Here is a 23,843-nt window from a genome sequence, read left to right as displayed (position 1 = left end):
CGACCTCCCACAGCGTATCCTGAATGGGAGGTCGGGCGGGGGAGCGGGCTGGTGCCGCCTCGAAAATGCGCACTTTCGCGCATTTTTCAAACGACCTCCGCTCTGTCCGGACATGAATTTCCGCCTGTCCGGACATGCTTTTGCTGGATGAGGCCACCGCCGATGATGTGATCTGGCGGCATGATCGACAGCACCAACCCCGCCGGCGCCCCGGGCGCCTCCATCACACCCGAGCCCACCGACGCACCGCGCCGGACCGACTGGTTCGGCGAGATTCGCGGGCTGATCGGCCTCGCCTTGCTGGTGATCGGCTTCCACAGCCTGGTCGCGCAGCCTTTCTACATCCCCTCCGAATCGATGATGCCGGGGCTGCTAGTCGGCGACCGCATCGTCGTCGCCAAATATCCCTATGGCTGGTCCTATGCCTCGCCGAGCTTTCCTCTGCTGCCGTTCATCGGCGGAAGGCTGTTCGGCCGGCTGCCCGAACGCGGCGACGTGGTGATCCTGACCCCGCCCGGCGCCGATCGCCGCGGCGAGGAGTGGATCAAGCGCGTCATCGGCCTGCCCGGCGACACGGTGCAGATGATCGGCGGGCGGCTATGGCTCAACTGCCGGCCGGTCGCGACCCACGACATGGGCTATCGGCGGCTGCCGGTCGACGGCAATATGCGCTGTGAGCGGGTGTTTCCCGGGCCCGCCCTGGCCAATGACGACTCGGCCGGCAATGGCCCCTGCCGGGTCCATGTCGTCCGCGAGACGCTGCCCAACGGACGATCCTACGACACGCTCGACCTCGGCCGCAGCGGCGAGGACGACACCGCGCTCTATCGGGTGCCGGCGAACCATGTCTTCGTGATGGGCGACAATCGCGACAACAGCGCCGACAGCCGGGTGCCGCTGGCGCAGAACGGCCTGAACGGGGCGATACCGATCGAGAATCTCAACGGCCGCGCCGAATTCATCAGTTTCTCGCTCAACGGCACCGCCGGCTGGAATCCGCCGAGCTGGTTCTCGGCCTTCCGCAGCGACCGGTTCGGGCGCTCGCTGCGCCCGCAGGCGGCAAAATGACCGTATTCAGATCTCGCTGACGTCGTCGCCGAACCGGGCGAGGCCGGCGAAGACGAGCCCGGCCATCAGGCCCACCGCACGCCATCGCCCGCCGCGCTGGCGCTTCCACGCCGCACGTTCATGGTCGCTGAAGCCGCGACCGCAATGCCGGCAGGCCCAGCCGATCCAGCCGACGGGCCGTCGGCACGCGGGACAATGCGCCACAGGGTCAGTCATCGCTCATCCGGTCATGTTGCGGTCGGGCCGGCAAGGCCGCGCGCCGAACGCTGTTGTCCCGCTCCTTGCGGGAAGAATGCACATCTAGCGTCGATTGATGGGGATATGATTAAGCGACCATGGAGATCCTCGAACCCCTTGAGCGCGCGTTGGCATAGGCCTGAAACAGACCAGGGATCTGGTGGAATCGCTGGAACGATAAGAGACGCTTCACCTCGTGCCGATCCGATCCTAAGACGCGGCACGAACATGATCACAATCCATCCGCTCATCGGCATCCCCGAAATCACCCCCGGCGACGATCTCGCCGCGATCCTGTCCGACGCACTGGCCGCCGCGGGGCTGCTGCCGCTCGCTGTGGACGATATCCTCGTCGTCACCCAGAAGATCGTCTCGAAGGCCGAGGGCCGCTTCGTCGATCTCGAGGCGATCGTCCCGGGCGACGAGGCGCAACGACTCGCTGCGACCACCCGCAAGGATCCCCGTCTCGTCGAACTGGTGCTCGCCGAGGCCAGCCATGTCGTGCGCGCGGTGCCGCATGTGCTGATCACCCGCCACCGGCTCGGCCATGTGATGGCGAACAGCGGCATCGACCGGTCGAACATCGGCCCCGGCGGCAGCGAGCGCGCGCTACTGCTGCCGGTCGATCCCGATGCCTCGGCCGACGCCCTGCGCGCGCGGCTGGCCGCCGACACCGGCGCCGCCCCGGCGGTGCTGATCTCCGACAGTTTCGGCCGGCCCTGGCGCCACGGCGTGGTCGGGGTCGCGATCGGCGCCGCCGGCCTGCCTTCGCTGATCGACCGGCGCGGCGAGCTCGACCGCGACGGCCGCACCCTCGAGGTCACCCAGGTCGCGCTCGGCGACATGATCGCGACCGCCGCCGCGCTCGCCACCGGCGAGGGCGCCGAGAGCGTGCCCGCGGTGCTGGTCCGCGGCGCCGTCTGGCCCGGCGGCAACGCCCCCGCCGCCGCGCTGGTGCGCCCGATCGAAGAGGATCTGTTCCGATGAGCGAGAAGCCGATGAACGCCAGGCCGGACCGGGACCGCATCGTCGTGCTGACCGGCGGCGTCGGCGGCGCCAAGCTGGTGCTCGGACTGATGCAGGTCGTCCCGCCCGAAGATATCACCGCGATCGTCAATACCGGCGACGATTTCCGCCATCTCGGCCTCGCCATCTCGCCCGATCTCGACACGTTGCTCTACACGCTGTCGGGCAAGTCGAACACCGAGCTCGGCTGGGGCCGCGCCGGCGAGACCTGGGGCTTCATGGAGGCGGTGCGCTCGCTCGGCGGCGAGGGCTGGTTCCAGCTCGGCGACGCCGATCTCGCGCTCCATGTCCTGCGCAGCCAGGCGCTCGCGAACGGCGAGCCGTTGAGCGCGGTCACCGACCGCTTCGCCCGCGCCTGGGACGTCGCCGTGCGGATGCTGCCGATGAGCGACGATCCGGTCGCGACCCATCTGACCACCGCCGAAGGCGATCTGCCCTTCCAGCGCTATTTCGTCGAACGGCGCTGCGCGCCCGCGGTCGGCGCGATCCGCTTCGAGGGCGCCGCGGCCGCCCGCCCCGCGCCGGGCGTGGTCGAGGCGATCCTCGATCCGGCGACGACCGCGATCCTGATCGCGCCGTCCAACCCCTATCTCAGCGTCGATCCGCTGCTCGCCATCCCGGCGCTGCGCGATGCGCTGGTCCGCGCGACCGCGCCGATCGTCGCGGTCTCGCCGATCGTCGGCGGCACCGCGGTCAAGGGGCCGACCGCCAAGCTGATGGCCGAGCTCGGCATCGCCGTCACCAACGCCGCGATCGCCGATCATTATGCCGGGATCGCCGACGGCCTGCTGGTCGACGCGCGCGACGGCGCCGAAGGGCTGACGATCGCGCATGCGGCGACCGACACGCTGATGCTCAGTCTCGACGATCGCGCCCGGGTGGCGCGCGCCGCGCTCGATCTCGCGCGGAAAATCGCCGGCTGACAAGGAGCCGGCGCAATCCATTTGCCCCGTGCCGCCATGTTCGGTACGCCGCGATGATGAAGCCCGCAGCCGGTCCCGATGTCGCCGCCGAAACCGGCGAAACCCCCGAACCGCAAGGTGTCGAGGGGGTCAACGCGATCGTCAGCCGGCTCCAGGCGCTGCCCGCCAATCCGGTGACCCGCGCGCGCATCCGCGTCGAACAGGAAGTCCCCCTCGCCCGCCGCGGCCCCGGCTGGGACCGCCACTGGCGCGAACTCGAAGCCTATCTGGATTCGCCCGCCGAATGGAAGAATCTGCCCGAGCCGGAGTGATACTTCCGGTCTCGACCAGCATGCAAAACGGCGCGACCGCGATGCTTGTGCAAGCTGCTCTATTGATCGCTTGATGCGCTTTCGGCCGCCGGATAACAGCCGGCTATCGGCCGATAGCCGGGCCGTAGCCAGGGGAATGGATATGCAGACGATCGGGATCGTAGGTGCGGGTCAGATGGGCGCGGGGATCGCGCAGATCGCCGGGCAGTCGGGGATGAAGGTGTTCCTGTCCGACGTCTCGATCGAGGTCGCCGGCAAGGGCCGCGACGGCATCGTCAGGCTGCTCGACAAGGCGGTCGATCGCGGCAAGCTCGACGCCACGGCCCGCGACAGCGCCGCCGCGCTGATCGAGCCGGTCGGCGATCTCGCGCCGATGGCCGATGCCGACATCATCATCGAGGCCGCGACCGAGCGCGAGCCGATCAAGCGCGCGATCTTCGCCGACATCGGCAAGGTGCTGCGCAGCGACGCGATCCTCGCGACCAACACCTCGTCGATCTCGATCACCCGGCTCGCCCAGGCGACGATCGATCCGAGCCGCTTCGTCGGCATGCATTTCTTCAACCCGGTGCCGCTGATGCCGCTGCTCGAGCTGATCCGCGGCCTCGCCACCAGCGACGCGACCGTCGCCAGGGCCGAGGCGTTCGGCAAGGCGACCGGCAAGCAGACCATCCTGGCAAAGGACAGCCCCTGCTTCCTCGTCAACCGCATCCTGCTGCCGCTGCTCAACGAGGCCTTCTTCGCGCTCGGCGAAGGGATCGGATCGGTCGAGGATATCGACAAGGGCGTCAAGCTCGGCCTCGGCCACCCGATGGGCCCGCTGACGCTCGCCGACATGATCGGCCTCGACACGATCCTCGAGATCTGCCGCATCCTCCAGCAGGATTTCGGCGATCCCAAATATCGTCCGGCGCCAATCCTGGTCAAATATGTCGAGGCCGGCTGGCTCGGCCGCAAGACCGGCCGGGGCTTCTACGATTATTCGGGCGAGACCCCGGTTCCGACCCGCTGAGGGGAACGGGCGACCCACTGTCCTTCGTCATCCCGGACTTGATCCGGGATCTCCCTGCCTTTGCAGCAAGAAGAAGTGAGATCCCGGATCGAGTCCGGGATGACGGCTGAATCGTGACTGTTCTCAACGCGACGCCCCGTCACGGCTCATCCCATCGCTCGCCACTGGCCCCGTCCCGCCCACCCCGCTAAGGCCGCCTCATGCCGAAGCGGACCGTTCGCAGCCAGGCCGGCCGCCGGCGCCGCCCTTCTCCCGCCAGGCGAAGACCGCCCCCGCGCCGCAACCCGCTCGCAACGGTCGCGATCGCCATGGTGGCGCTGCTGCTCACCGCATTTGCAGCGATCGAGCTTGCCCGCTGGCTGGTGCCGCCGGTGCCGAAGGTCGAAAAGCCGAAGACGCTGTCGATGGACGAGGCGCGCGCCGACAATGCCGCGGTCCCGTTCGTCGAACCCCGGCTGATCCCCGCCCGGCCCTATCGCTTCCAGGGCAGTCCGGCCGCGCGGCTGCAGGCGATCGACTGTCTCGCGACCGCCGCGATCTACGAGGCCGGCGACGATGTGCGCGGGCAGCAGGCGGTGATCCAGGTCGTGCTCAACCGGGTACGCTCGCCCGGTTTCCCGAAGACGGTCTGCGGGGTGGTCTATCAGGGCGCGCAGAGGACCACCGGTTGCCAGTTCAGCTTCACCTGCGACGGATCGATCCGTCGCCGGCCCGAACATGCCGGCTGGACGGCGGCGCGCGAGACGGCGCGGCGGGCGCTGGCGGGCCATGTCTTCGTCAATGTCGGCCGCGCGACCCATTATCATACCGACTGGATGGTCCCCTATTGGCGCGGCTCGCTCGCCAAGATCGCCCAGGTCGGGACGCATATCTTCTATCGCCGCGGCACAGACAATCGGCAGTCGCCGTCGGACCAGCGCCCGAAGTCTTCGCCTAAAGGCGCGAAGATCACGCAAAATTAACATGTGCCGCGATAGCAGGGACTCGATCCGACCATAACGCCGCCGCTTCCTGCAACTCGTCATCGATGGCCCGAATATATGAGCGAAGAGATCGCCGCGCATTTCTCGATCATGGTCGATCCCGATCTCGATCTGATCCGCGTCGACATGGGCGGCTTCTTCTCGGAAGCCGATATCGAGGCCTTCCGCTCGACACTCGATGCCCGGATGCGGATGCTGCTGTGCGGCCCGAACGAACATCGCATGCTGTGCGACACCAGCGCGATGCGGATCCAGGCGCAGGAGATCGTCGGCGGCTTCGCCAAGATCGTCGGTCACCCGAAATATCGGTCGAAGCGGCTCGCCTTCGTCGTCGGCGGATCGCTGGCGCGTGGCCAGACCCGCCGCCTGACCGACCGCGACGGAGTCGAGCATTTCGGCGACCGCGCCTCGGCCGAGGCCTGGCTGCTGGGGTGATCGCGGGCTGAAGCCAGCCTCACGTCCGCTCCATCTCGCCGATCGCCCGTTCGACGAACGCCCGCGTCGCCGCATGGCCCGCGGCGATGCCGATCCCCTCCTCCATCACCAGCGCCCGTCCGATCGCCGCGACGATCACCGCCGCGACCTCGGCTGAACAACCTGCCCAGTCGATCAGTTCGGGGGCGATCGTCCGCGCCAGCGCCTCGGCCTGCACCGCGCGGAACAGTTCGACATTGCGCGCGATCTCGGTGCGGATCGCCTTGCGGTGGTTGGCGAGCGCCATGAATTCGGCGGCGAGCGCGGTGCGTTCGGGATCGCTATGCACCGCCCACAGCGCCATCAGCGGGCGGTCCGAGGCCAACGCCGCCTCGAAGCGGATCCGGGTCGCCTCGGCCGAGCGCCGGTAGAAGGCGAGCAGCAGATCCTCGGTGGTCGCATAATAATAATGGACCAGCGGCGGCTTGAGCCCGGCCTCGGCGGCGACCCGGCGGGTGGTCACCGCGGCATAGCCCTCCTGCCGCATCAACCGCTCGGCCGCGTCGAGGATCAGCGCCCGCGACTGGTCCGGTTCGAGCCGGCGTCTGGCCATCGGCATGCGTCTCCCTGTGCTTACCCGATCCGCCTCTATCCTGCTTGACCGAAAGCGCAAGGCTATTACTGAACATGAGATCAGTAGTACTGCCCGCAGAGGCACCGAGGAGGTCGAGGATGAGCCTGTCCACCATGAGCCGCTTCACCGTCGAGGACGTCGCCCCGGCGATCGGCTCGACGATCCGGACCGACAAGCAGACCCTGCTGAGCGGTGAGAAAGCCGACGAGATCCGTGCGCTGCTCGAACGGCGCGGGGTGCTGGTCTTTCCCGCGATCGCCATGAGCGACGCCGAACAGATCGCCTTCACCCACACCCTCGGCACCTTCGCGCATGAGGAAGGCGAAGGCACCAAGGGCAAGGACAGCGTCTATCCGATCACGATGGACGAGCGCATCAACCCGATCGCCTCCTATCTGAAGGGCGCCTTCTACTGGCATATCGACGGGACGATGTCGGCCAAGCCGATCCTGGCGTCGATCATGAGCGCCCGCGCGCTCGCCCCCGAAGGCGGCGACACCGAATTCTGCAACAGCTATGCCGCCTGGGACGCGCTGCCAGACGACGAGAAAGCCGCGATCGAGGGGCTGCAGGTGGTCCATGCGATGTGGCGCTCGCAGCTTTATTGGGAGCCCGAACCCAGCCATGCCCAGCTCGCCCAGTGGATGGCGCGCGGCCAGAATGTCCTGCCTCTCGTGTGGAAGCACCGGTCGGGCCGCAAGTCGCTGGTGCTCGGTGCCACCGCGCTCCAGGTCGAGGGGATGGGGATCGCCGAAAGCGAGCTGCTGCTCGTCCGCCTGCGCGACTGGGCGACCCAGCCGCGCTTCGTCTACCGCCATCGCTGGTCGCTCGGCGACATGGTGATCTGGGACAATACGGGGACGATGCACCGGGCGATGTCCTACGACCATAAGAGCGGCCGGCTGATGCACCGCACCAAGCTCGAGGGCGAGGAAGCCTTCGCATGACGATGGTCGACGGTTTCGAGCCGCTGGCGCGCGGCTATTGGCTCGAGGGGCTGGCGGTCGACGGCGACGATGTCTGGTTCACCGATGTCGTCCTCGGCGGGATCCGCCGGCTCGGATCGGACGCGGTGCTGCTGCCCGAGCGGACGATGATCGGTGGATTGCTGCTCAACGACGACGGCAGCCTGCTCGCGGCGGGGGCCGGCGGCATCGCCTGGGCCGATCCCGCGACCGGCGCCTCGGGGATGCTGGTCGAGGGGCTCGCCGGCACCAACGAGATGGTCGCCGACGGCAGCGGCGGGATCGTCTTCGGCACGATCGACCTGCCCGCGATCGTCGCCGGCACCCGGCCGGGCCCCTCGTCGATCTGCCGATTGGCCCAGGACCGCAGCCTGACCGTGCTGCGCGCGGGGCTGGCCTTCGCCAACGGCCTCGGCATCGCCGGCGACACCTTGTTCTTCAACGAGAGCTTCGCCGCGACCCGCGCCTTCGCGATCGGCGCCGACGGCGCGCTCGGCGAACCGCGCACGCTGGTCGACAAGCCCGACTGCGACGGCATGGCGATCGATGCCGAAGGCAATGCCTGGATCACCGGCTTCGCCTCGGCGGAGTTGCTCTGCCTGCGCCCCGACGGCAGCGAGGTCCGCCGGCTCGCACTCCCCGGCAAGGCCGCGACCAGCGTCCGCTTCGGCAGCGCCGACCTGCGCGACCTCTATGTCAATGTCGTCGACCCGGCCTCGGCGCAGGCGCTCGCCGAAGGCCGGCCTATCGAGACCCGGGATTCGGTGCTCTACCGCACCCGCAGCCCGGTCCCCGGCGCGCCGGTCGCGCGTCCCCGCTTCACCCTCGCTCGATAAGGGGCCGCCCGCATGACCGATATGACACCCGTCGCGATCGTCACCGGCGCGAGCCGCGGGGCGGGCAAGGGCATCGCGATCGCGCTGGGGTCGCATGGCTGCACCGTCTATGTCACCGGCCGCTCGCAGCGCGAAGGCGATGCCTCGATGCCCGGGACGATCCACGCCACCGCCGAGGCGGTGACCCGGGCCGGCGGCAGGGGCATCGCGGTGCCCTGCGACCATGGCGACGATGCCCAGGTCGCCGCCCTGTTCGCGCGGGTCGAGCGCGAGCAGGGCCGGATCGACATCCTCGTCAACAATGCCTGCGCGATCCACGACATGCTGCCCGCGCCCGGCAATTTCTGGGAGAAGCCGATCGAGATCGGCGCGATGATCGACGTCGGCATCAGGAGCGGCTTCACCGCGAGCTGGCATGCCGCGCCGGTGATGGTGCGCCAGGGCAAGGGCCTGATCGTCTTCACCTCGGCGCCGGGCGCGGTCCATTATTGCTTCGGCCCGGCTTATGGCGCGCACAAGGCCGCGGTCGACAAGATGGCCGCCGACATGGCGGTCGATTTCGCCGATGCCGGGGTCGACGTCGCGGCGCTGTCGATCTGGATGGGATCGCTGACCTCCGAACGGTTGCTCGCGATGATGGCGGCGTCGCCCGATCTGTTCCGCCATCTCGAAGGCACGCTCGAATCGACCGAATATACCGGCCATGTCGTGTGGGCGCTGTTCAACGATCCCGATCTGATGGCGCTGAACGGCCGCACTCTGATCGGCGCCGAGGTCGGCGCGGGCTATGGCATCACCGATATCGATGGCGCCCATCCGCCGTCGGTGCGGACGCTGCACCATTGCGCGCCGCGCGAACAATATCCGTACAAGGTCAAATGACGATATGACGGCCGATCCCCCGCCGCGCATGGCGCCGATACCGCCCGAGCAGTTCAGCGGCGAAGCCCGCGCCTTTCTCGATCGCTGGAGCGGCGGGTCGTTCAGCGGGGCGGAGACCAACCCGGTGCTCCAGACCTTCGCCCACCATCCGCTGCTCGCCGACCTGTTCTCGCAGCTCAACGTCCATCTGCTCACCACCTCCAGCCTGCCGCTCAAGCAGCGCCAGATCGCGATCATGCGCACCGCCTGGCGCTGCAAGGCGGTCTATATGTGGTCGAGCCACCTCAACCTCAGCCTGATGCGCGGGCTCGATCCGGCGATGTTCGCGCCCGTGCAGGCGGGCGCCGACGATCCGTGGTTCAGCGGCTTCGAACGCGCGATCGTCCGCGCCACCGACGAGCTGGTCGACGACCGCCGGATCGGCGATGCGAGCTGGCAGGCGCTGTCGGCCGAATGGAACCACCAGCAGCTGCTCGACTTCATGTTCACCGTCGGCTGCTATGTCGCGATCGCCGGGGTGATGCGGTCGACGGGAGTCCAGCGCCAGCCCGACCTGATCGCGCTGGCCGAAACCTATGGCGCACCGGAGGCATGAGGACCGCATGACCCAGGGTTTGACCGGCAAGATCGCGCTGGTGACCGGCGCTTCCTCGGGAATCGGCGAGGGCACCGCGCTGGTTCTGGCCGAAGCCGGCGCCACCGTCGTCGTCGCTGCGCGCCGCGCCGACCGGCTCGCCGGGCTGGTCGCACGGATCGAGGCGGCGGGCGGCCGCGCGGTCGCGATCGCCGCCGACATGACCGTCGAGGCCGAGGCGATCGCCGCGGTCGAGCAGGTCGTGGCGACGTTCGGCCGGATCGACATATTGATCAATTCGGCGGGGATCATGCAGGCCGGCGGGGTCGAGGGCTGCGACTTGGCCGAATATCGCCGGGTGTTCGACATCAACCTGTTCGCGACGCTCTACACCTGCAAGGCGGCGGTGCCGCACATGATCGCGGGCGGTGGCGGCGACATCATCACCATCTCGTCGCTCGCCGGGCGCAAGGGCGGGGCGATGACCAACGCCTATTCGGCGAGCAAACATGCGGTCAACGCGATGACCGACGCGCTGCGCCAGGAGGTCGGCAACCGCAACATCCGCGTCACCATTTTGATGCCGGGCGCCACCCTGACCGAGGTCGGCGACCATATCTCCGACCCGAACTGGCGCAAGGCGATCCAGGCGCATGTCAGCAAGGACGGGGTCGTGCTGCCGTCCGAGGTCGGCGAGACGATCCGCTTCATCCTGTCGCTGCCTCGCACGGTCAACATCTCGGAGATCGCGATCCGGCCGACGATCGACACCAGCGCGTGAGAGCAACGGGCCCTGCCCTGTTCCGTCGCCTGTTCTTGAAAATTCTCCGTCGCCCCGGCGGAGGCCGGGGCCGCCCAAGGACATAACGCGCGTTCTCATCTTGGGCGGTTCCGGCCTCCGCCGGAACGACGGCGGTTCGCCGGGCGACGTCCTACCCCAGCACCTCCACCCCACGCCGCGCCGCCATATAGGCCTTCCACCGCGTCCGCAGCTCGCCCGCCCGACAGCCATGGCGCTCGTCGAGAAAATCGGCCGAGGTCACCCGGTCGGTGCGGAAGTTGCGGAAATCGTCGCGCAGTTCGCACCATGCCGCGACCATCCTGATCGTATCGAAATAGCCGACGATCACCGGCCAGATCGTCCGCTCGCTGGTGCCGCCGCGCTCGTCGCGATAGCAGATTCGGATCTTGCGCCCGCTGTGAATCCACGCGCGCGTCCGGGCGATGTCGATGCCGTCGGGGGCGAAGCCCCAGCCCGGGCGGGTGCCGATCGCCGGCTCGGCGATGAACGGGCGCAGCCGCTCGGGCACCGCCGCGCCGATCTTGGCGATCAGGTCGCGCGCCGCCCCCGCGAGCACCGGATCGCCGCGCCCCGCCACCCATTGCGCGCCGAGCACCGCCGCCTCGATCTCGTCGGCGGTCAGCATCAGCGGCGGCATGTCGAAGCCGCCGTCGAGGACATAGCCAAGCCCGGCCTCGCCGCGGATCGGCACGCGCTGGCCGATCAGATCGGCGATGTCGCGATAGACGGTGCGCTTCGACGTCTCGAGCTCGACCGCGATGCTGTCGGCGGTCGTGGGGCGGTGCGAGCGCCGCAATATCTGGACGATCTGGAACAATCGGTCGGCGCGGCGCATCGGTCGTCTCCCTGCTGACACCATGCTGTCAGCAGACCCCTTCTACAAGCCGGTCATCCCGTTTCGACCAAGGAGACCATCGATGATCACCCTCTATCACGCCCCGCAGTCGCGCTCTTCGCGGATGATCTGGCTGCTCGAGGAACTGGGCGCGCCCTACCAGATCCGGCCGGTGTCGATCTTCCGGCCGATGACCGGCGCTGGCGCGGGCGATCCCGCCAACCCGCATCCCGACAAGCAGGTCCCCGCGATCGAGCATGGCAATGTGCTGGTCGCCGAGTCGGTCGGCATCGTCCTCTATCTGACCGACAGCTTCCCCTGGGCCGGGCTCGGGCCGGTGGTCGGCGATCCGCGCCGCGGCGCCTATCTCACCTGGCTGAGCTGGTATGCGGCGGCGCTCGAGCCGGCGATGTTCGCGGCGATGGGCGACGAACTGGGGGCGGCGCCGATGAAGCAGCGTGGTTACGATGCCGCGATCCGCCGGATCGAGGGTGCGCTGGCGCAGGGCCCTTATATGATGGGCGAGCATTTTTCGGGGGCCGACCTGCTGATCGGCAGCGCGATCGCTTTCGCCCGCCATGTCTTCCCCGACAGCCCGGCGATCGACGCCTATGTCGCACGCTGCAAGGCCCGCCCCGCGGCGCTGCGCGCGATCGACCTCGACGATGCCACCGGTCTCCAGCGCGCGGCCTGACGACCGGGCCAAGATCCCACCGGATCAACTGACGCAGGCGGCACCGATGTCCCAAGGCGCGCGACCCGCGCCACGGGGCATCGGTGCCGCCTGTTCTTGCCGTTTTGGAAGCGAAGATCCATCGCGATTGCGCCCATCGCAAGAATATCTCTGCGGCGATCACCAATTGATCGATTCGATTGCCGGTTTATCATCACCATATCTGCGAGTGGTTCGCATCTTTGAATCACCGCCCCGCCGAACCACCACCCCATCCGATAGAACCGCTTCGGTTGCAGACGCTCATTTTTGATCCGGAATGAAAAACGGCGATCGAATCCGCTGTCACATCGGTGAAAAGACGATATGCAATGAGGCGATTCAGGGGTGGGACTTTGAACTGATCGTGTTGCACTGGTTCCCGGAACGCGAAGTCTATCTTCGCTCCAGGGGGCGGGTCCGCTTCGTGCGGATTTCGCCGATGGTTCAGCTTGTCCTGGCGGCGGCGCTGCTGGCCGGCTTCGGCTTGTGGCTGGCGACCTCGCTGTCGGCGCTGATCGAACATGGCCGGCTCGATGCCGAGCGCGAGCGGCTCGACCGCCAGGCCGCGCAGATCGCGCGCGAGGATCGCAACCTCCAGCGCAACCGCCGCCAGCTCGACCAGCGCACCCGCACCCTCGAATCCCGCCAGAAACAGCTCGAAGGCATCGTCCAGCACTATCTCGGCATCGAATTTTCGCGGCCCGCCACGGCGAAGCCCGACCGGCGGTCGAGCATCGCCCCGATCGACGCCCGGCTCGCCGCGATCGAGCGCCGCCAGCTCGGTTTCGCCAGCGCGGTGACCCGATCGACCAGCGCCGAGCAGGCGCGGCACAGCGCGACCTTCCGGCGGCTGGGCCTGCGCGTGCCACTGGGCGACGCGCGGGGCGGCCCGTTCATCCCCTATGACGGCCCCGAACCACAGGCGTCGGGCCAGTCCCCCGCGGCCTTGTTCGCCGGGCTCCAATATGCGCTCGGCCAATGGCAGGCGAGCAAGGGCTTCCTCGCGGCGCTGCCGGTCGGGCGACCGGTCGGCCTGCTCGACATGAGCAGCCCGTTCGGGGTGCGCTTCGATCCGTTCACCCGCCGGCCCGCGGTCCATCCCGGCCAGGATTTTCGCGGCGGCTATGGCGAGCCGATCCTCGCGGCGGGGGTCGGCCGGGTTACCCATGCCGGGCGGCTCGCCGGCTATGGCAATGCGGTGGTGGTCGACCATGGCTTCCACCTGGTCTCGCTCTACGGGCATATGTCGCGCATCCTCGTCCATGACGGGCAGACGGTGCGGCGCGGCGAACCGCTCGGGCTGATCGGCTCGACCGGCCGCTCGACCGGCCCCCATCTCCATTTCGAGGTCCGGCTCGACGGACGCAGCATCAATCCCCGGCCATTGATGGAGATGAACCTTGTTCGATAAATCGAAGCCCGCCTCCGTGCGGCGCCCCGCGGCGAAGGACTCGGCGAAAGGCAGTTTCTCGATCATCGCCGCCGACGTGACGATCGCCGGCACGATCGGCGCGGGCAACGACATCCAGATCGACGGCGTGGTCGAGGGCGATGTGCGCTGCGTCCATCTGACGATCGGCGAAACCGGCCGGGTGGTCGGGGCGATCGCCGCCGAACAGGTGGTGGTGGCGGGCACCGTCGACGGGCCGATCGACGCGACCGGGGTCGAACTGGTCAGCACCGCGCATGTCTCGGGCGATATCAGCTATCGCGAGCTCAGGATCGCCCCCGGCGCCAAGATCTCGGGCAAGCTCCACTGGGTCCAGGAGAGCAATCTCAAGCTGATCACCAACGAGCGCCTCGCCGAGTAATCCTACTTGCCCGAGCAGGCCGATCGCACCGGCAGCGCGGCCGGCCAGCTCAGTTCATAGGTCACCATGAAGCCGTCATGGTCGGACAGTTCGGGGCCGCTCGTCCCGCCGTCGAACATCGCCTGGACCCGGATCGGCCGGATCGCCACCGGTCCGCCGCTCGCGAAGAATTGCAGGTCCTGGGTGTCCATCCACGGCGCGTCGCCGTCCCACGACATCCACACCTCGCACCCCGACGCACGATCGGCACAGACCCGGTGGACGAGCGCCAGCGACTGGTAGCGCGAGAAATTCTCCCAGCGCTCCTCCGAATGGCGCATGTTGAAATCGCCGCCGAACACCAGCGGGCTGCCGTCGTCGTGGCTGGTCTTGATGAACTGCGACGCTTCGAGCGCCTGGCGGTCATGCGCGGCGACGTGGCGGATCGCCGGCGCGCGCGAGGCGCCGCGCGAGTTCATATGGGTGTTGTAGAGGTCGATCGGCACCGGCACCCCCGGGATCGCGACCCGCGCCAGCATCACCCCCTTGTTGGCGAGGCAGTCGATCCCCGCGCAAGAGCGCCGGCCATAAGCGCGGCGATCGACCGCGAGGATCGGAAAGCGCGACGCGATCGCCAGCCCGCCGCCGGTCAAATGGATGCCGATCTCGCCCAGCTTGATCCGCGCCTTGCCGGGCAGCCGCGCCTTGGTCGATCCGACCTGGCGGGTGGTGCGCCTGGGGCCGGTGACGATCGCCGGATAGCCGCTCGCCGCCACCGCCTGCTTGGCCGGGCCGCTGAACATCTCCTGGAACATCACCACATCGGGCGCCGTGCCTGCGGCCCTGAGCGCCGCGAGCCGCGCGCCGATCTCGGCAAGCTGCGGCGCCCGCCCCTTGCGCGCAGGCCAGCCGAGCCCCTCGATATTATAGGTTAGCACCGACAAGGTCGCGGTCGCGCGCCCGCCGGAGCGGCCGATCGGCGGCATCGGCGCGGTCGCGCACGCCATCGTCCTGAGCGGCGGCGTGGTGCCGCACGACGACAGCATCAGGCAGGTCCCCGCCAGTATCGCGATGCGTCGTCCGAGGGCGGACAGGCTCATGTCGAACACCGACTCCGTAGCTGATCAGCGCGCCATAGAGCATGGGACCGGGGCGCACGTCACCCCGGATCGACACCGTCATCCGTGCACCGCGCGGCTGTCGGGCGGCGCCCCGGCGCGGTCGCCCTGCCCATAGTCGCGGACGACCTCGGCGACGCGCAGCCGATAATCGGCGAACACGCCGTCGCGCCCCTCGGCCTGGGTCGTGCGATGCGCCGCGCCGTTGCGCCACGTCGCGACCGCCGCCTCGTCGCGCCAGAAGGACAGCGACAGCAGCTTGCCCGGCTCGCTCAGGCTCTCGAACCGCTCGATCGAGACGAAGCCGTCGAGCCGTTCGAGCGCGGGCCGCAACCCGGCGGCGAGGTCGAGATAGCGCGCGCTTTGCTCCGGCGCCGGCCACGCCTCGAACAGCACCGCGATCATGGCCGCACCAGCGGCGCATGCGGTGCCGAGGCCAGCCGCAGGAAGGATCGTTCCTCGCGGCGGATGAAGCGCTCGCGCTGGCTGAAGGCGTAATTTTCGCGGCCGATCGGGTCGTCGCGCAACCGCGCGCGATAGGCCTCATAAGCGGCGAGGCTCTCGACCGAATAGACGCCGTAAGCGGTGGTCGCCGATCCTTCGTGCGGCGCGAAATAGCCGATCAGCTCGGCGCCGCAGCGCGGGATCGCCTGCCCCCAGCCGCGGGCATAGGCGTCGAAGGCGTCGAGCCGATACGGATCGAGCTCGTAGCGGATGAAACAGGTGATCATGATGGTCCTCCTGCCGCCGATTGTGCCGCGATCCCGACGGCGATGGTTCGCGCGTGCCCGAAGCATTCGCGCCGGCGATCGGCTATGCGCTGGTGCCATGTCGACGATCGCCTCGCTTTCCGCCATCGCCACCCTGATCGGCGAACCCGCGCGCACCGCGATGCTGGTGACGCTGATGGACGGACGCGCGCTCACCGCCGGCGAACTCGCGGGGGCCGCCGGGATCGGCCGTCCCGCCGCCAGCGCGCATCTTGTGCGGCTGCACGAGGCCGGGCTGCTCGCGCTCGAGGCGCAGGGGCGGCACCGTTATTATCGGCTCGCCGGTCCGGCGGTCGCGGCGATGCTCGAGGGGATGATGGCGCTCGACGCCAGCCTCGCCGGCGCCGCCCCGCGCAAGCCCGTCCGCACCGGCCCGCGCGATCGCGATCTGCGCCGCGCCCGGCTCTGCTACGATCATCTCGCCGGCGAGGTGGCGGTCGCGATCGCCGATGCCATGACCGCGCGCGCCGAACTGGATTTCGCCCGGGACGGCGCGATCCTGACCGAACGCGGCCTTGCCCTTTTGGCCTCGCTGGGCGTCGAACCCGGTCCATCCGCCGGATCCGCGACCTTCTGCCGTCCCTGCCTCGACTGGAGCGAACGCCGTCCGCACATCGCCGGCGCGGTCGGTGCGGCGCTGCTGCGGACCTTCGTCGATCGCCACTGGCTGCGCCCGGCGGCGACCGGCCGGGCGGTGACGATCACCCCGCCGGGCCTCGCGGCGCTGGACCGTTATTTCGGGGTCATACGCGATCTCGAAGATGCTGACGCATCCTCGATCGATATGCTCAAGCGCCGCACGGGCTGATACCCGATCCCGATGAGTCAAGTTCACCGGGATTGGGTATAACGCCAGGGCTCAGCGAGGCAGCGCCTTCAGCTTCGGGATGACGCCTTCAAGCAGTTCGAGGCTCTTCCAGCCTTCCTCGGGCGCGAAGCCGCCGAGCAGCGGCTGGAACCGAAGGTGCCGGTGTCCTCGACCTTGTCGGCATTGGCGAGCAGCTCGTCGGGGGTCCACACCGCGAACATGCCCGATTGGCGCAGCGCCTCGAGGCTGGTCAGCCCCTTGAACGGCGAATGGCTGTTCTCCTCCTGCGCCGCCCATTTGGCATATTCGGAGACGACGTGGAACGCATGCGGTTCGAGCAGCGCCCAGGTCCGTTCGGGATCCTCGGACAGCATGATCGCGCCCGGCAGGCGGTGGCTGGGCCGGCAATATTTCCCCGGCTCACGCCCCAGCCGGCGGCATTCGGCCTCGTAGAGCGGGATCAGGTCGGCGCGGATCGGGCCGAAGCCGACCCCGAATTTCGCCGCGCGCTTCGCCGATGCCGCGACCCCGCCGCCGACCAGGATGATGTCCTCGGGCCGCCGCACCGGCAGCGGCCGCACGAACACCGGCCGGCCGCCGGCGTCGAACCGCTCGCCGCGCAACGCGCGCAGGATGATCTCGACGCCCTCGTCGAGCAGCCGCCCGCGATCGCGCAGCGACGCCCCGAACATCGCGAATTCGGCGGCGACATAGCCCGCGCCGAGGATCACCTCGAGCCGGCCGTTCGACATCAGGTCGAGCACCGCGATCGCTTCGGCGATCTTGACCGGATCGTGGAGCGGCAGGATCACCGCGCCGAGCATGATCGAGACCCGCCTCGTCACCGCGGCGATGCCCCCGCCCAGCACGAAAGGCTGCGGCAGATAGCCGTCGTCCGAACCATGATGCTCCATCAGCCCGATCCGGTCGACCCCGATCCGGTCGGCGAACGCCGCCATCTCCAGCGCGGCACCATAGAGCCCGGCCGGCGGCGTGCCGAATCCCGGCGCGCGCATGTCGAAGAAGACCGTCGTCTGGATCGGGGTCACGGCTCAGCCCTTCAGCACCTGATAGGATGGGTCTTCGCGGTCGCGGCTTCCCCCCTTGAGATCCTTCATCGGGGTGACCTCGCGAATCTCATCCATGTCCATCACCGCGATCCGGTGATCGATCGCCCAGCGCCCGTCGCGGCACGACCAGCGGTCGATATAGCGGCTGAGCACCGTCATCTGCATCAGCTTGCCGCCACGTTCGATCCGCAGATTGGCGGTGACATAGGCCTCGCTGCCCGCCAAGTCGCCGTCGAGCTCGATGACGATGTTGGTGACCTGGTGCGAATGGACCAGCAGCCCGCTATGCTGGCGGCAGACATGGTCGATGAAGTCGCGACCGCGGCCCTCGAATACCCCGCCGCGATAATCGGCGGTGCCGTCCTCATGCCAGATCGAATAGCCCAGTTCATGGTCGATCCGGTCCATTGCCCGGCAATAACGGTAGATCTGGTCGGTGATCTCCTGACGGTCCGCCACCGCGTCGGAATTTGCCTTGGCCATCGCCGCTCTCCCTGTTTCTGTCCGCCCGGCATGACTCCGGGCGCGGACTTCGACAAGGCGAGGGCAACGGACATCATAGGGGCGATGGGTCCCTTCTATTGTCCGTCATCCCAAACTTGATTTGGGATCTCTTTGCCTTCGATCGAAGGAGAAGTGAGATCCCGGATCGAGTCCGGGATGACGAAAGCGCGGATCACCGCACCGGCAGCACCGCCAGCTCGGCATCCGCCGCATCGAGTGCCTCGACCGTGAAGATCTCGGGCGCGAATTTCTGGACCGTGCGCAGCGTCATCGCCTTGGCCATCTTGATCTTGGGATCGTCGGCCACCCCCGGGAAATGCCGGTCGAGCACCGCCTTGGCCGCCGGGTCGCCGATCAGCGCGCCGATCTTGCTGTCCCCGGTCGAATAACGGGTCGGCGCCGCCTCGGCCGCCTTGCCGAACCCGAACAGCCCGCGCTTCTTCTCGGCCGCCGGCTTGGCCGGGGCGACATGGCCCGCCGCCGGGGTCAGCTTGAGGTGGAGCTGGCTCAGCCCGCGGATGATGAAGCTCGCCTCATAATCGAGGTTGCGGTCGCCGCGCGGGCCGTGGACAGCTTCGTCGAAGTCGATCTTCGAGGTCATGGCGAGGAATTTCTCGAGGATCACGCGGACCTCGACCCGCGCCAGCGGCGCCCCGGCGCAGACATGCGCGCCGCGGCCGAAGGCGACATGCTCGGCGATCTTCGGCCGCTTGAGCTGGAACTCGCCCGGATTCTCCCAGCGCCGCGGATCGCGGTTGGCCGCCGACAGCGCGAGCAGGATCTTGGTCCCGGCCGGCACATCGATGTCGCCGATCCGGGTGTCGCGCCGCGCGATCCGCGAGGTCATCTTGGTCGATCCCTCGAGCCGCAGCACCTCCTCGAGCATCGGCCCGATCAGCGACGGGTCGGCGCGCAGCTCGTCCTGCAGCCCTGGTTGATCGACGATGAAACGCATCGCATTGCCGAGCAGCTTGGCGCTGGTGTCCTGGCCGGCGCCGAACAGGAAGGTCGCCAGCTTGACGATCTCCATCGCCTCCGGGGTGGTGCCGTCGGGATAGGTCGAGAGCGACAGGTCGGTCAGCACATCCTCGCGCGGGGTCTCGCGGCGGTCGGCGACATATTGGGCGAAATACATGCCCATCAGCACCAGCGGGCTGCCATGGTTGGCCAGATCCTCGGTGTTGAGGCTGCCCGGCGGCGGGGCGGCGTCGATCGCCTCCATGAACACCAGCCGGTCGTCGTGCGGCACCCCGAGCAGGTCGGCGATCACCATCGTCACGAACGGGGTCGAGATATCCTTGATCAGCTCGCACTCGCCGCGCGCAACCGCGGCGCCGACCATCTCGTCGCAATAATCGACGATGAACGCCTCGCTCGCCTTGAGCTTCGACGGCACGAACAGCCGGCTGATCAGCGAGCGCGAGAAGCTGTGCGGCTGGTCGTCATAGCAAACCACCATGTCGGCGCCGGGGATCTGGTCGGCATAAGCGACGATCTGGTCGTTGATGTCCGATCCCTGCGGTTCGAACGGCAGCGGCGCCGACGCCCCCTGGACCGCGATCGACGAGGAAAAGTCGCGGGCGTTCTTGAGCACCTCGAGCGTCTCGTCGAAGCCGGTGACGACGATATAGTCGCGCCCGGGCAGGCGGACGACCGGCCCGCGTTCGCGGACCGCCTCGAAATAGGCGTAGGGATCCTTAAGGATCATATGGTCGGTGAAGAAATCGCGTTCGGCAAGGCTCTGCATCTCGGGTCTCCTGATGGACGTGCGGCATCGATGCCGTCTGTGTCGTTGGGCGGGGGGTTCAGTCCTCTGCGGCGATGGTCACGCGCAGTCCGGTCAGTTCGTCGGTCAGCCGGACCTGGCACGACAGCCGCGAACGGGCGTTGCGATGGTCCGAACCGTCGAGCAGATCGTTCTCGTCCTCGCTCATCGCCGGCAGCCGCTCGGCGAACTCGACGTCGACATGGACATGACAGGTCGCGCACGAGCAGACCCCGCCGCACAGCGCGAGCAGCTCGTCGATCCCGGCATCGCGGATCACCTCCATCACGCTCAGCCCCGGCGCCCCTTCCAGCGTCTCGGTTTCGCCCTCGCGGGTCGTCACGATCAATTGCGGCATGTGTTTCCATTCGTCTGGTTGCGGGACAATGAGCGATATCGGCGCATAGCGTCGCCATTTATGATCTATAGTGGATCATATGCTTGTCTGATCATGGCCGTCAACCGCCTTGGCGGCGCGGAAATCGTCGCGCGTGCATTTCTTCGCGCGACCGATGGAACCACATCGCCCGCAATGGGTTCATGTCACCGAGGTCGCAAACTTGCCCCCCGCTCGGCGGCCTCCCAAATCGAACCCGCCGGCTCCCCCCCCCCCGCCGGCGGGTTTATTTGTTTTTTGATGATTTGGTCGGAAGCGCTGGTCGCGCGCGGCAGTTCGGGCGCTGGCCATTGCGCCAGCGAGCGTCACGAACGACAGCTTGCCGGTCGCGACACCCTCTCGAAAATGCCCTGCCGTCCTGGACTTATCCGCTCAGGCGGTGGCGGCGATCTTTCTCGGCCGCCCGCCACGGCGTCCATTGGCGCGCGCGGCGGCCGCCTTGGCGGCCGAACGAGCCCGCCCGCCCTCGGCGCCGAGTTGCCGCGCCATCCACTGCTTCGACCCGAGGATGCCTTGCAGCAGCGATGGCACATGAAGATCGACATCGAGTTTCGGCCAGTGCAACCCGAGTCCGGCCGGGCTTATCTCGATCACGCCCAGATTTTCGGAAGACGCACCGGCCAGCCCCTCGGCCAACCGGGTCGGGAAGGCCACTTCGACACCGGTGCTGAGCACGACCACCACCCGCCCGCGATGACGATCGTAGCGCGCCTTGACGGCATGCCCTACCTCGCGCGCATGGTCCATACGCTGTTCGGCGCGTGCCAGATCCTGTTCAGTGATCGCCATGAATCGCACTCCATGCGGCGCAGAGATCGGCGAGCGCCGCCACCAATGCCGCCTCGATCCGGCTCACTCGGCGAGCCTGAACCTATAGCTTTCGCGCAGTTCCGGCGGACCGTCAGGACAATGAAGGTTGAACACCGCCTCACCCTCGCTTCCCACAACATGCACATGCGCCGGCCGATGGTCGTTCGGCCAGATCACGACACGCAAACCACCGATCCGCATCACCGTGGGCATGCGATCCTATAGCATAAACCCAAGCGCTAGGGAATATTCCTGGTCGGGCGCTCACCGAACCATGTCGGCCGGCGCTGCCGCCGAAGCCTCTAAGCCCGATCGCCGCGCGGCCCGCCGAAGCCCAGCGCGATGAACCAGCCCGCCGCGCAGCAGCCGCCGAGCCAGACCAGGAAAGCCGCGACATTGCCGCTCCCCGCCAGCCAGACGCCGGGCAGCATCGCCGCGGCGGCGATCAGCCGGCGGGTGGTCGTGCCCTGTCCCGCCCCCGCGATCCGCTGCGCGCGTCGCCGCTTGGGATCGCCGATCGCGAGCCACAGGATCAGCGCACCCGACAGCGCCACCGCCAGCAATGTCGTCGCGATCGTCATTCGGCGGGCTGCAGGCTGGGCCGGGGTTCGCGCACCGGGCGGCGGAGCGCGATCATCGGCCACAGCATCCAGCCGCCTGCCAACGCGAGCGCGAGGTCGACCGCGACGATGATCGGCTGGCCCACCGCGATCGCCGTCGGCCAGCCGGGGCCGCCGCTCGCCAGCCGGATCAGCGGCAGCGCCAGCAGCAGCGCGCCGGTGCCGATCTGCAGGCTGCCGAGCACCGCCGCGTTCGAGCGCAGCAGCACCCCGCCGGCGATCGCGACCGCGCAGGCGATGACGAAGGCGGTCGTGGTCCAGGTGACCGCGGTGCCGAGCGGCATCGTGATCAGGAAGGCGGCGGCGGCGACGCACAGCGCGAACGGCAGGCCGAAGCCGACGACGCTGACCGCGCGTTCGAGCCAGTCGAGCGCGCGCTGGCGCTCGCGGCGCCGCGCCAGCCACAGCCGCAGCCCGGTCAGCGTGACATAGCACATCGCGAAACCCAGCCCGAACCACACCGCCTTCGACAGCATGCCTGCGAAATTGCCGAAATGGAGCGGCGCCATGATCGCCGCGGCGGTGCCGCCCATCGACGGCCGGGTGCCGATCGTCGGCTTGACCCGGTCGAAGGCGCCGGTCGCACCGCGATAGACCAGCGACGTCGGCTCGATGCTGCCGGGGCGTGGATCGTGGAAGGTGGTGATCGTCGCATCGGCACGGCCGAAATGCTCGATCGACACGAAGGTCGGCGCGTCACCGCCGCGGCGAACCGCATCGGCGAAGATCCGGTCGAGATTGCCGATCGGCGTCGCGCGCGCATCGACCGGCGCGGGATCGCCGAACACCGCCTCGCTCAGCGCCTGCTGGTCGCCGCCGAACGCCGCCATCGCGACGATCGGCACCCCGATCGTGCCGAAGAAGGAGAAGAAGCTGCCGGTGAAGGCGAGCAGGAAGGCGAAGGGCAGGCTCCAGCTGCCGGCGACGCTGTGGCGGTCGCGGTCGACCAGCACCGGATGCGCATTGCGCCGCAGGGTGAAGATGTCCTTGAGCAGATGGCGGTGGATCAGCAGCCCCGAAATCGCCGCGACCAGCATCACCAGCCCCAATATGCCGGTCAGCAGCAGCCCCCAGGGATTGGGGACGTGCAGCCGGACATGGGTGTCGACCAGGAAGCTGCTCAGCGCATCGTCGTTCTGCGGGCCGAACACCTCCTCGCCGGTGCCGCGCTGCGCGCCGAGCAGCCGGCCGCGGCTGTCGACCCGATAATAGATGCCGCGGCTGCTCGGCTCGCCGCTCGGCAGCACCTCGTCGCGGTGGAAATAGGCGCCCAGGCCATGGTCGCCGACCTCGAACAGGCTGACCCCCTCCTGATATTCGGCCGGGGTCCGCGCGCCGAGCTCGCGGATCACCGTGTCGAGCGGCCGCTCGAACGCCGAACGCCGCTCGACATGCCCTGCCGACCAGATCCCGATCTCCTCGGCGAACACCGCCGCCATGCCGGTGATCACCACCGCATAGAGCAGCAGGCCGAGCAGTATTCCCGACCAGCCATGGATCGCGACCAGCAGCTTGGTCTCCTGCTTAGGCAGATGGATCATCGATGTCCTCCCGTCCCGGACGCCGGAGCCGATGCCGGGCTGTCGAGATATTTGGCGACGATCAGCGTGGCATGCGCTGCGAACAGGCCGATCGACACCAGCGCCACCCTGAACAGTTTCGCGTCGAGGCAGCCGTGGAAGAACAGCGCCGCCCAGATCAGCGGCACCAGGATCAGCGGCAGCACGAGATTGTCGATCCCGGCCGCTCCGCCCGGCAGCCACAGCGCCATCCCCGCCATCACGATCAGCGCGACGATCACCGCGCCTGGTCCGGCGAAGCCGATCCTGATCCATTTCCTGGCCCGCGCCGACATGCCGCTTCGGTCTTCCCTTTCAGGTCGAATATGCCGTAACGATTAGCTTCACCGCCATGCTATTGCAATGCGTTCTTAATTGAACCCGGCGTGCCGATATCGACTTGCTATTGCGCATG

At 68.3% G+C, this 23,843-nt stretch carries 31 protein-coding genes; 16 read left to right on the top strand and 15 right to left on the bottom strand.

From position 1 onward, the window contains the following. Positions 1–180: 180 nt before the first annotated feature. The gene (lepB, locus tag AC1RM6_RS12825; protein WP_493101746.1) at positions 181–1,068 is read left to right on the top strand and encodes a signal peptidase I; all 888 of its coding nucleotides are present in this window, start codon (positions 181–183) and stop codon (positions 1,066–1,068) included. Between the two features lie 6 nt (positions 1,069–1,074). On the opposite strand, the gene AC1RM6_RS12820 is transcribed toward lepB, so the two are convergent. Further along, positions 1,075–1,284: a hypothetical protein gene (locus AC1RM6_RS12820; protein WP_493101744.1), complete on the bottom strand. Its 210-nt coding sequence runs from the start codon at positions 1,282–1,284 to the stop codon at positions 1,075–1,077. Between the two features lie 249 nt (positions 1,285–1,533). Between AC1RM6_RS12820 and cofE the strand changes: the two genes are divergently transcribed. The 6 genes from cofE to AC1RM6_RS12790 all read left to right on the top strand — a co-directional run bounded on the left by cofE (position 1,534) and on the right by AC1RM6_RS12790 (position 5,995). Next, entirely contained in the window at positions 1,534–2,292 is a 759-nt protein-coding gene (gene cofE / locus AC1RM6_RS12815; RefSeq protein ID WP_493101742.1) for a coenzyme F420-0:L-glutamate ligase, read from the top strand. After that, positions 2,289–3,254 (top strand): 2-phospho-L-lactate transferase, encoded by a 966-nt coding sequence (gene cofD, locus AC1RM6_RS12810; RefSeq protein WP_493101740.1) that lies wholly within the window; start codon positions 2,289–2,291, stop codon positions 3,252–3,254. The genes cofE and cofD overlap by 4 nt, the downstream gene beginning before the upstream one ends. 53 nt (positions 3,255–3,307) lie before the next feature. Further along, positions 3,308–3,565, top strand: a complete 258-nt coding sequence (locus tag AC1RM6_RS12805; protein WP_493101738.1) for a hypothetical protein — start codon at positions 3,308–3,310, stop codon at positions 3,563–3,565. A 142-nt stretch (positions 3,566–3,707) separates the two neighbouring features. Continuing rightward, complete coding sequence (locus tag AC1RM6_RS12800) at positions 3,708–4,577, top strand: 3-hydroxyacyl-CoA dehydrogenase NAD-binding domain-containing protein (RefSeq protein ID WP_493101737.1); 870 nt, start codon at positions 3,708–3,710, stop codon at positions 4,575–4,577. 308 nt (positions 4,578–4,885) lie between these two features. Further along, positions 4,886–5,539 carry a cell wall hydrolase gene (locus AC1RM6_RS12795; protein ID WP_493101735.1) on the top strand — a complete coding sequence of 218 codons (654 nt, stop codon included), beginning with the start codon at positions 4,886–4,888 and terminating at the stop codon, positions 5,537–5,539. A 78-nt stretch (positions 5,540–5,617) separates the two neighbouring features. Beyond that, a complete protein-coding gene (locus AC1RM6_RS12790) occupies positions 5,618–5,995 on the top strand; it encodes a hypothetical protein (RefSeq protein WP_493101734.1) in 378 nt (125 codons plus the stop codon). A gap of 19 nt (positions 5,996–6,014) precedes the next feature. Here AC1RM6_RS12790 and AC1RM6_RS12785 read toward each other — a convergent pair whose 3' ends face one another. Further along, positions 6,015–6,587: a TetR family transcriptional regulator gene (locus AC1RM6_RS12785; protein WP_493101732.1), complete on the bottom strand. Its 573-nt coding sequence runs from the start codon at positions 6,585–6,587 to the stop codon at positions 6,015–6,017. A gap of 119 nt (positions 6,588–6,706) precedes the next feature. On the opposite strand from AC1RM6_RS12785, the gene AC1RM6_RS12780 reads away from it, so the two are divergent. Genes AC1RM6_RS12780 through AC1RM6_RS12760 form a run of 5 tightly spaced genes read left to right on the top strand, consistent with a single transcriptional unit; the run spans position 6,707 to position 10,646 of the window. After that, positions 6,707–7,555, top strand: coding sequence for a TauD/TfdA dioxygenase family protein (locus AC1RM6_RS12780; RefSeq protein ID WP_493101730.1), 849 nt, complete (start codon positions 6,707–6,709; stop codon positions 7,553–7,555). Then, positions 7,552–8,409 carry an SMP-30/gluconolactonase/LRE family protein gene (locus tag AC1RM6_RS12775; protein WP_493101728.1) on the top strand — a complete coding sequence of 286 codons (858 nt, stop codon included), beginning with the start codon at positions 7,552–7,554 and terminating at the stop codon, positions 8,407–8,409. The genes AC1RM6_RS12780 and AC1RM6_RS12775 overlap by 4 nt, the downstream gene beginning before the upstream one ends. Before the next feature lie 12 nt (positions 8,410–8,421). Continuing rightward, positions 8,422–9,291, top strand: coding sequence for an SDR family NAD(P)-dependent oxidoreductase (locus AC1RM6_RS12770; RefSeq protein WP_493101726.1), 870 nt, complete (start codon positions 8,422–8,424; stop codon positions 9,289–9,291). A gap of 4 nt (positions 9,292–9,295) precedes the next feature. Continuing rightward, positions 9,296–9,886, top strand: coding sequence for a carboxymuconolactone decarboxylase family protein (locus tag AC1RM6_RS12765; RefSeq protein WP_493101724.1), 591 nt, complete (start codon positions 9,296–9,298; stop codon positions 9,884–9,886). A 7-nt stretch (positions 9,887–9,893) separates the two neighbouring features. Continuing rightward, a complete protein-coding gene (locus tag AC1RM6_RS12760; protein WP_493101722.1) occupies positions 9,894–10,646 on the top strand; it encodes an SDR family oxidoreductase in 753 nt (250 codons plus the stop codon). Positions 10,647–10,797: 151 nt separating this feature from the next. Here the strand turns inward: AC1RM6_RS12760 and AC1RM6_RS12755 are convergent, their stop codons facing one another. Next, positions 10,798–11,502 (bottom strand): helix-turn-helix transcriptional regulator, encoded by a 705-nt coding sequence (locus AC1RM6_RS12755; RefSeq protein WP_493101720.1) that lies wholly within the window; start codon positions 11,500–11,502, stop codon positions 10,798–10,800. Positions 11,503–11,584: 82 nt separating this feature from the next. Here AC1RM6_RS12755 and AC1RM6_RS12750 point away from each other — a divergent pair, with 82 nt between their 5' ends. The 3 genes from AC1RM6_RS12750 (at position 11,585) to AC1RM6_RS12740 (ending at position 14,028) form a co-directional block, all read left to right on the top strand. Continuing rightward, a complete protein-coding gene (locus AC1RM6_RS12750; protein ID WP_493101718.1) occupies positions 11,585–12,196 on the top strand; it encodes a glutathione S-transferase family protein in 612 nt (203 codons plus the stop codon). 460 nt (positions 12,197–12,656) lie between these two features. Further along, positions 12,657–13,628, top strand: a complete 972-nt coding sequence (locus AC1RM6_RS12745) for a M23 family metallopeptidase (RefSeq protein WP_493101716.1) — start codon at positions 12,657–12,659, stop codon at positions 13,626–13,628. Next, positions 13,618–14,028, top strand: coding sequence for a bactofilin family protein (locus tag AC1RM6_RS12740; protein ID WP_493101713.1), 411 nt, complete (start codon positions 13,618–13,620; stop codon positions 14,026–14,028). The genes AC1RM6_RS12745 and AC1RM6_RS12740 overlap by 11 nt, the downstream gene beginning before the upstream one ends. Positions 14,029–14,030: 2 nt before the next feature. On the opposite strand, the gene AC1RM6_RS12735 is transcribed toward AC1RM6_RS12740, so the two are convergent. From AC1RM6_RS12735 to AC1RM6_RS12725, 3 genes are all read right to left on the bottom strand, one after another. After that, entirely contained in the window at positions 14,031–15,107 is a 1,077-nt protein-coding gene (locus AC1RM6_RS12735; RefSeq protein WP_493101711.1) for an endonuclease/exonuclease/phosphatase family protein, read from the bottom strand. A gap of 78 nt (positions 15,108–15,185) precedes the next feature. Beyond that, complete coding sequence (locus AC1RM6_RS12730; protein WP_493101710.1) at positions 15,186–15,530, bottom strand: antibiotic biosynthesis monooxygenase family protein; 345 nt, start codon at positions 15,528–15,530, stop codon at positions 15,186–15,188. Further along, entirely contained in the window at positions 15,527–15,856 is a 330-nt protein-coding gene (locus AC1RM6_RS12725; protein ID WP_493101708.1) for an NIPSNAP family protein, read from the bottom strand. The genes AC1RM6_RS12730 and AC1RM6_RS12725 overlap by 4 nt, the downstream gene beginning before the upstream one ends. Positions 15,857–15,953: 97 nt before the next feature. Between AC1RM6_RS12725 and AC1RM6_RS12720 the strand changes: the two genes are divergently transcribed. Further along, positions 15,954–16,703, top strand: coding sequence for an ArsR/SmtB family transcription factor (locus tag AC1RM6_RS12720; protein WP_493101706.1), 750 nt, complete (start codon positions 15,954–15,956; stop codon positions 16,701–16,703). Between the two features lie 68 nt (positions 16,704–16,771). Here the strand turns inward: AC1RM6_RS12720 and AC1RM6_RS12715 are convergent, their stop codons facing one another. From AC1RM6_RS12715 to AC1RM6_RS12675, 9 genes are all read right to left on the bottom strand, one after another. Further along, positions 16,772–17,752 carry an LLM class flavin-dependent oxidoreductase gene (locus AC1RM6_RS12715; protein ID WP_493101705.1) on the bottom strand — a complete coding sequence of 327 codons (981 nt, stop codon included), beginning with the start codon at positions 17,750–17,752 and terminating at the stop codon, positions 16,772–16,774. A 3-nt stretch (positions 17,753–17,755) separates the two neighbouring features. After that, a complete protein-coding gene (locus AC1RM6_RS12710; RefSeq protein WP_493101704.1) occupies positions 17,756–18,256 on the bottom strand; it encodes a nuclear transport factor 2 family protein in 501 nt (166 codons plus the stop codon). A gap of 193 nt (positions 18,257–18,449) precedes the next feature. Next, positions 18,450–20,024, bottom strand: coding sequence for a cytochrome P450 (locus AC1RM6_RS12705; protein ID WP_493101702.1), 1,575 nt, complete (start codon positions 20,022–20,024; stop codon positions 18,450–18,452). A gap of 58 nt (positions 20,025–20,082) precedes the next feature. After that, positions 20,083–20,400, bottom strand: a complete 318-nt coding sequence (locus AC1RM6_RS12700; RefSeq protein ID WP_493101700.1) for a 2Fe-2S iron-sulfur cluster-binding protein — start codon at positions 20,398–20,400, stop codon at positions 20,083–20,085. A gap of 411 nt (positions 20,401–20,811) precedes the next feature. Further along, the gene (locus AC1RM6_RS12695) at positions 20,812–21,228 is read right to left on the bottom strand and encodes a DUF2442 domain-containing protein (RefSeq protein ID WP_493101698.1); all 417 of its coding nucleotides are present in this window, start codon (positions 21,226–21,228) and stop codon (positions 20,812–20,814) included. Between the two features lie 63 nt (positions 21,229–21,291). After that, entirely contained in the window at positions 21,292–21,462 is a 171-nt protein-coding gene (locus AC1RM6_RS12690; RefSeq protein ID WP_493101697.1) for a DUF4160 domain-containing protein, read from the bottom strand. A gap of 89 nt (positions 21,463–21,551) precedes the next feature. Next, on the bottom strand, positions 21,552–21,830 hold the full coding sequence (locus AC1RM6_RS12685; protein WP_493101695.1) for a hypothetical protein: 279 nt from the start codon (positions 21,828–21,830) through the stop codon (positions 21,552–21,554). Next, positions 21,827–23,410, bottom strand: coding sequence for a PepSY-associated TM helix domain-containing protein (locus AC1RM6_RS12680; protein WP_493101693.1), 1,584 nt, complete (start codon positions 23,408–23,410; stop codon positions 21,827–21,829). The genes AC1RM6_RS12685 and AC1RM6_RS12680 overlap by 4 nt, the downstream gene beginning before the upstream one ends. Continuing rightward, complete coding sequence (locus tag AC1RM6_RS12675; RefSeq protein ID WP_493101692.1) at positions 23,407–23,724, bottom strand: hypothetical protein; 318 nt, start codon at positions 23,722–23,724, stop codon at positions 23,407–23,409. Before AC1RM6_RS12675 ends, AC1RM6_RS12680 begins: the two co-directional genes overlap by 4 nt. Positions 23,725–23,843: the final 119 nt, after the last annotated feature.

It is taken from the genome of Rhizorhabdus sp. GW822-FHT03C02 (assembly GCF_058801765.1).
Note: the sequence above shows the minus strand (reverse complement) of the source record. Positions and strands in the feature narration are given on the sequence as shown.

Coding starts and splice junctions, on each gene's coding strand:
- AC1RM6_RS12750 (WP_493101718.1), top strand. CDS start 11,585: ATGATCACCCTCTATCACGCCCCGCAGTCGCGCTCTTCGCGGATGATC.
- AC1RM6_RS12790 (WP_493101734.1), top strand. CDS start 5,618: ATGAGCGAAGAGATCGCCGCGCATTTCTCGATCATGGTCGATCCCGAT.
- AC1RM6_RS12745 (WP_493101716.1), top strand. CDS start 12,657: ATGGTTCAGCTTGTCCTGGCGGCGGCGCTGCTGGCCGGCTTCGGCTTG.
- AC1RM6_RS12700 (WP_493101700.1), bottom strand. CDS start 20,400: ATGCCGCAATTGATCGTGACGACCCGCGAGGGCGAAACCGAGACGCTG.
- AC1RM6_RS12695 (WP_493101698.1), bottom strand. CDS start 21,228: ATGGCGATCACTGAACAGGATCTGGCACGCGCCGAACAGCGTATGGAC.
- AC1RM6_RS12805 (WP_493101738.1), top strand. CDS start 3,308: ATGATGAAGCCCGCAGCCGGTCCCGATGTCGCCGCCGAAACCGGCGAA.
- AC1RM6_RS12770 (WP_493101726.1), top strand. CDS start 8,422: ATGACCGATATGACACCCGTCGCGATCGTCACCGGCGCGAGCCGCGGG.
- AC1RM6_RS12820 (WP_493101744.1), bottom strand. CDS start 1,284: ATGACTGACCCTGTGGCGCATTGTCCCGCGTGCCGACGGCCCGTCGGC.
- AC1RM6_RS12800 (WP_493101737.1), top strand. CDS start 3,708: ATGCAGACGATCGGGATCGTAGGTGCGGGTCAGATGGGCGCGGGGATC.
- AC1RM6_RS12680 (WP_493101693.1), bottom strand. CDS start 23,410: ATGATCCATCTGCCTAAGCAGGAGACCAAGCTGCTGGTCGCGATCCAT.
- AC1RM6_RS12675 (WP_493101692.1), bottom strand. CDS start 23,724: ATGTCGGCGCGGGCCAGGAAATGGATCAGGATCGGCTTCGCCGGACCA.
- AC1RM6_RS12705 (WP_493101702.1), bottom strand. CDS start 20,024: ATGCAGAGCCTTGCCGAACGCGATTTCTTCACCGACCATATGATCCTT.
- AC1RM6_RS12755 (WP_493101720.1), bottom strand. CDS start 11,502: ATGCGCCGCGCCGACCGATTGTTCCAGATCGTCCAGATATTGCGGCGC.
- AC1RM6_RS12690 (WP_493101697.1), bottom strand. CDS start 21,462: ATGCCCACGGTGATGCGGATCGGTGGTTTGCGTGTCGTGATCTGGCCG.
- cofD (WP_493101740.1), top strand. CDS start 2,289: ATGAGCGAGAAGCCGATGAACGCCAGGCCGGACCGGGACCGCATCGTC.
- AC1RM6_RS12725 (WP_493101708.1), bottom strand. CDS start 15,856: ATGATCACCTGTTTCATCCGCTACGAGCTCGATCCGTATCGGCTCGAC.
- AC1RM6_RS12765 (WP_493101724.1), top strand. CDS start 9,296: ATGACGGCCGATCCCCCGCCGCGCATGGCGCCGATACCGCCCGAGCAG.
- lepB (WP_493101746.1), top strand. CDS start 181: ATGATCGACAGCACCAACCCCGCCGGCGCCCCGGGCGCCTCCATCACA.
- AC1RM6_RS12780 (WP_493101730.1), top strand. CDS start 6,707: ATGAGCCTGTCCACCATGAGCCGCTTCACCGTCGAGGACGTCGCCCCG.
- AC1RM6_RS12730 (WP_493101710.1), bottom strand. CDS start 15,530: ATGATCGCGGTGCTGTTCGAGGCGTGGCCGGCGCCGGAGCAAAGCGCG.
- AC1RM6_RS12710 (WP_493101704.1), bottom strand. CDS start 18,256: ATGGCCAAGGCAAATTCCGACGCGGTGGCGGACCGTCAGGAGATCACC.
- AC1RM6_RS12760 (WP_493101722.1), top strand. CDS start 9,894: ATGACCCAGGGTTTGACCGGCAAGATCGCGCTGGTGACCGGCGCTTCC.
- AC1RM6_RS12735 (WP_493101711.1), bottom strand. CDS start 15,107: ATGAGCCTGTCCGCCCTCGGACGACGCATCGCGATACTGGCGGGGACC.
- AC1RM6_RS12775 (WP_493101728.1), top strand. CDS start 7,552: ATGACGATGGTCGACGGTTTCGAGCCGCTGGCGCGCGGCTATTGGCTC.
- cofE (WP_493101742.1), top strand. CDS start 1,534: ATGATCACAATCCATCCGCTCATCGGCATCCCCGAAATCACCCCCGGC.
- AC1RM6_RS12785 (WP_493101732.1), bottom strand. CDS start 6,587: ATGGCCAGACGCCGGCTCGAACCGGACCAGTCGCGGGCGCTGATCCTC.
- AC1RM6_RS12795 (WP_493101735.1), top strand. CDS start 4,886: ATGGTGGCGCTGCTGCTCACCGCATTTGCAGCGATCGAGCTTGCCCGC.
- AC1RM6_RS12720 (WP_493101706.1), top strand. CDS start 15,954: ATGTCGACGATCGCCTCGCTTTCCGCCATCGCCACCCTGATCGGCGAA.
- AC1RM6_RS12685 (WP_493101695.1), bottom strand. CDS start 21,830: ATGACGATCGCGACGACATTGCTGGCGGTGGCGCTGTCGGGTGCGCTG.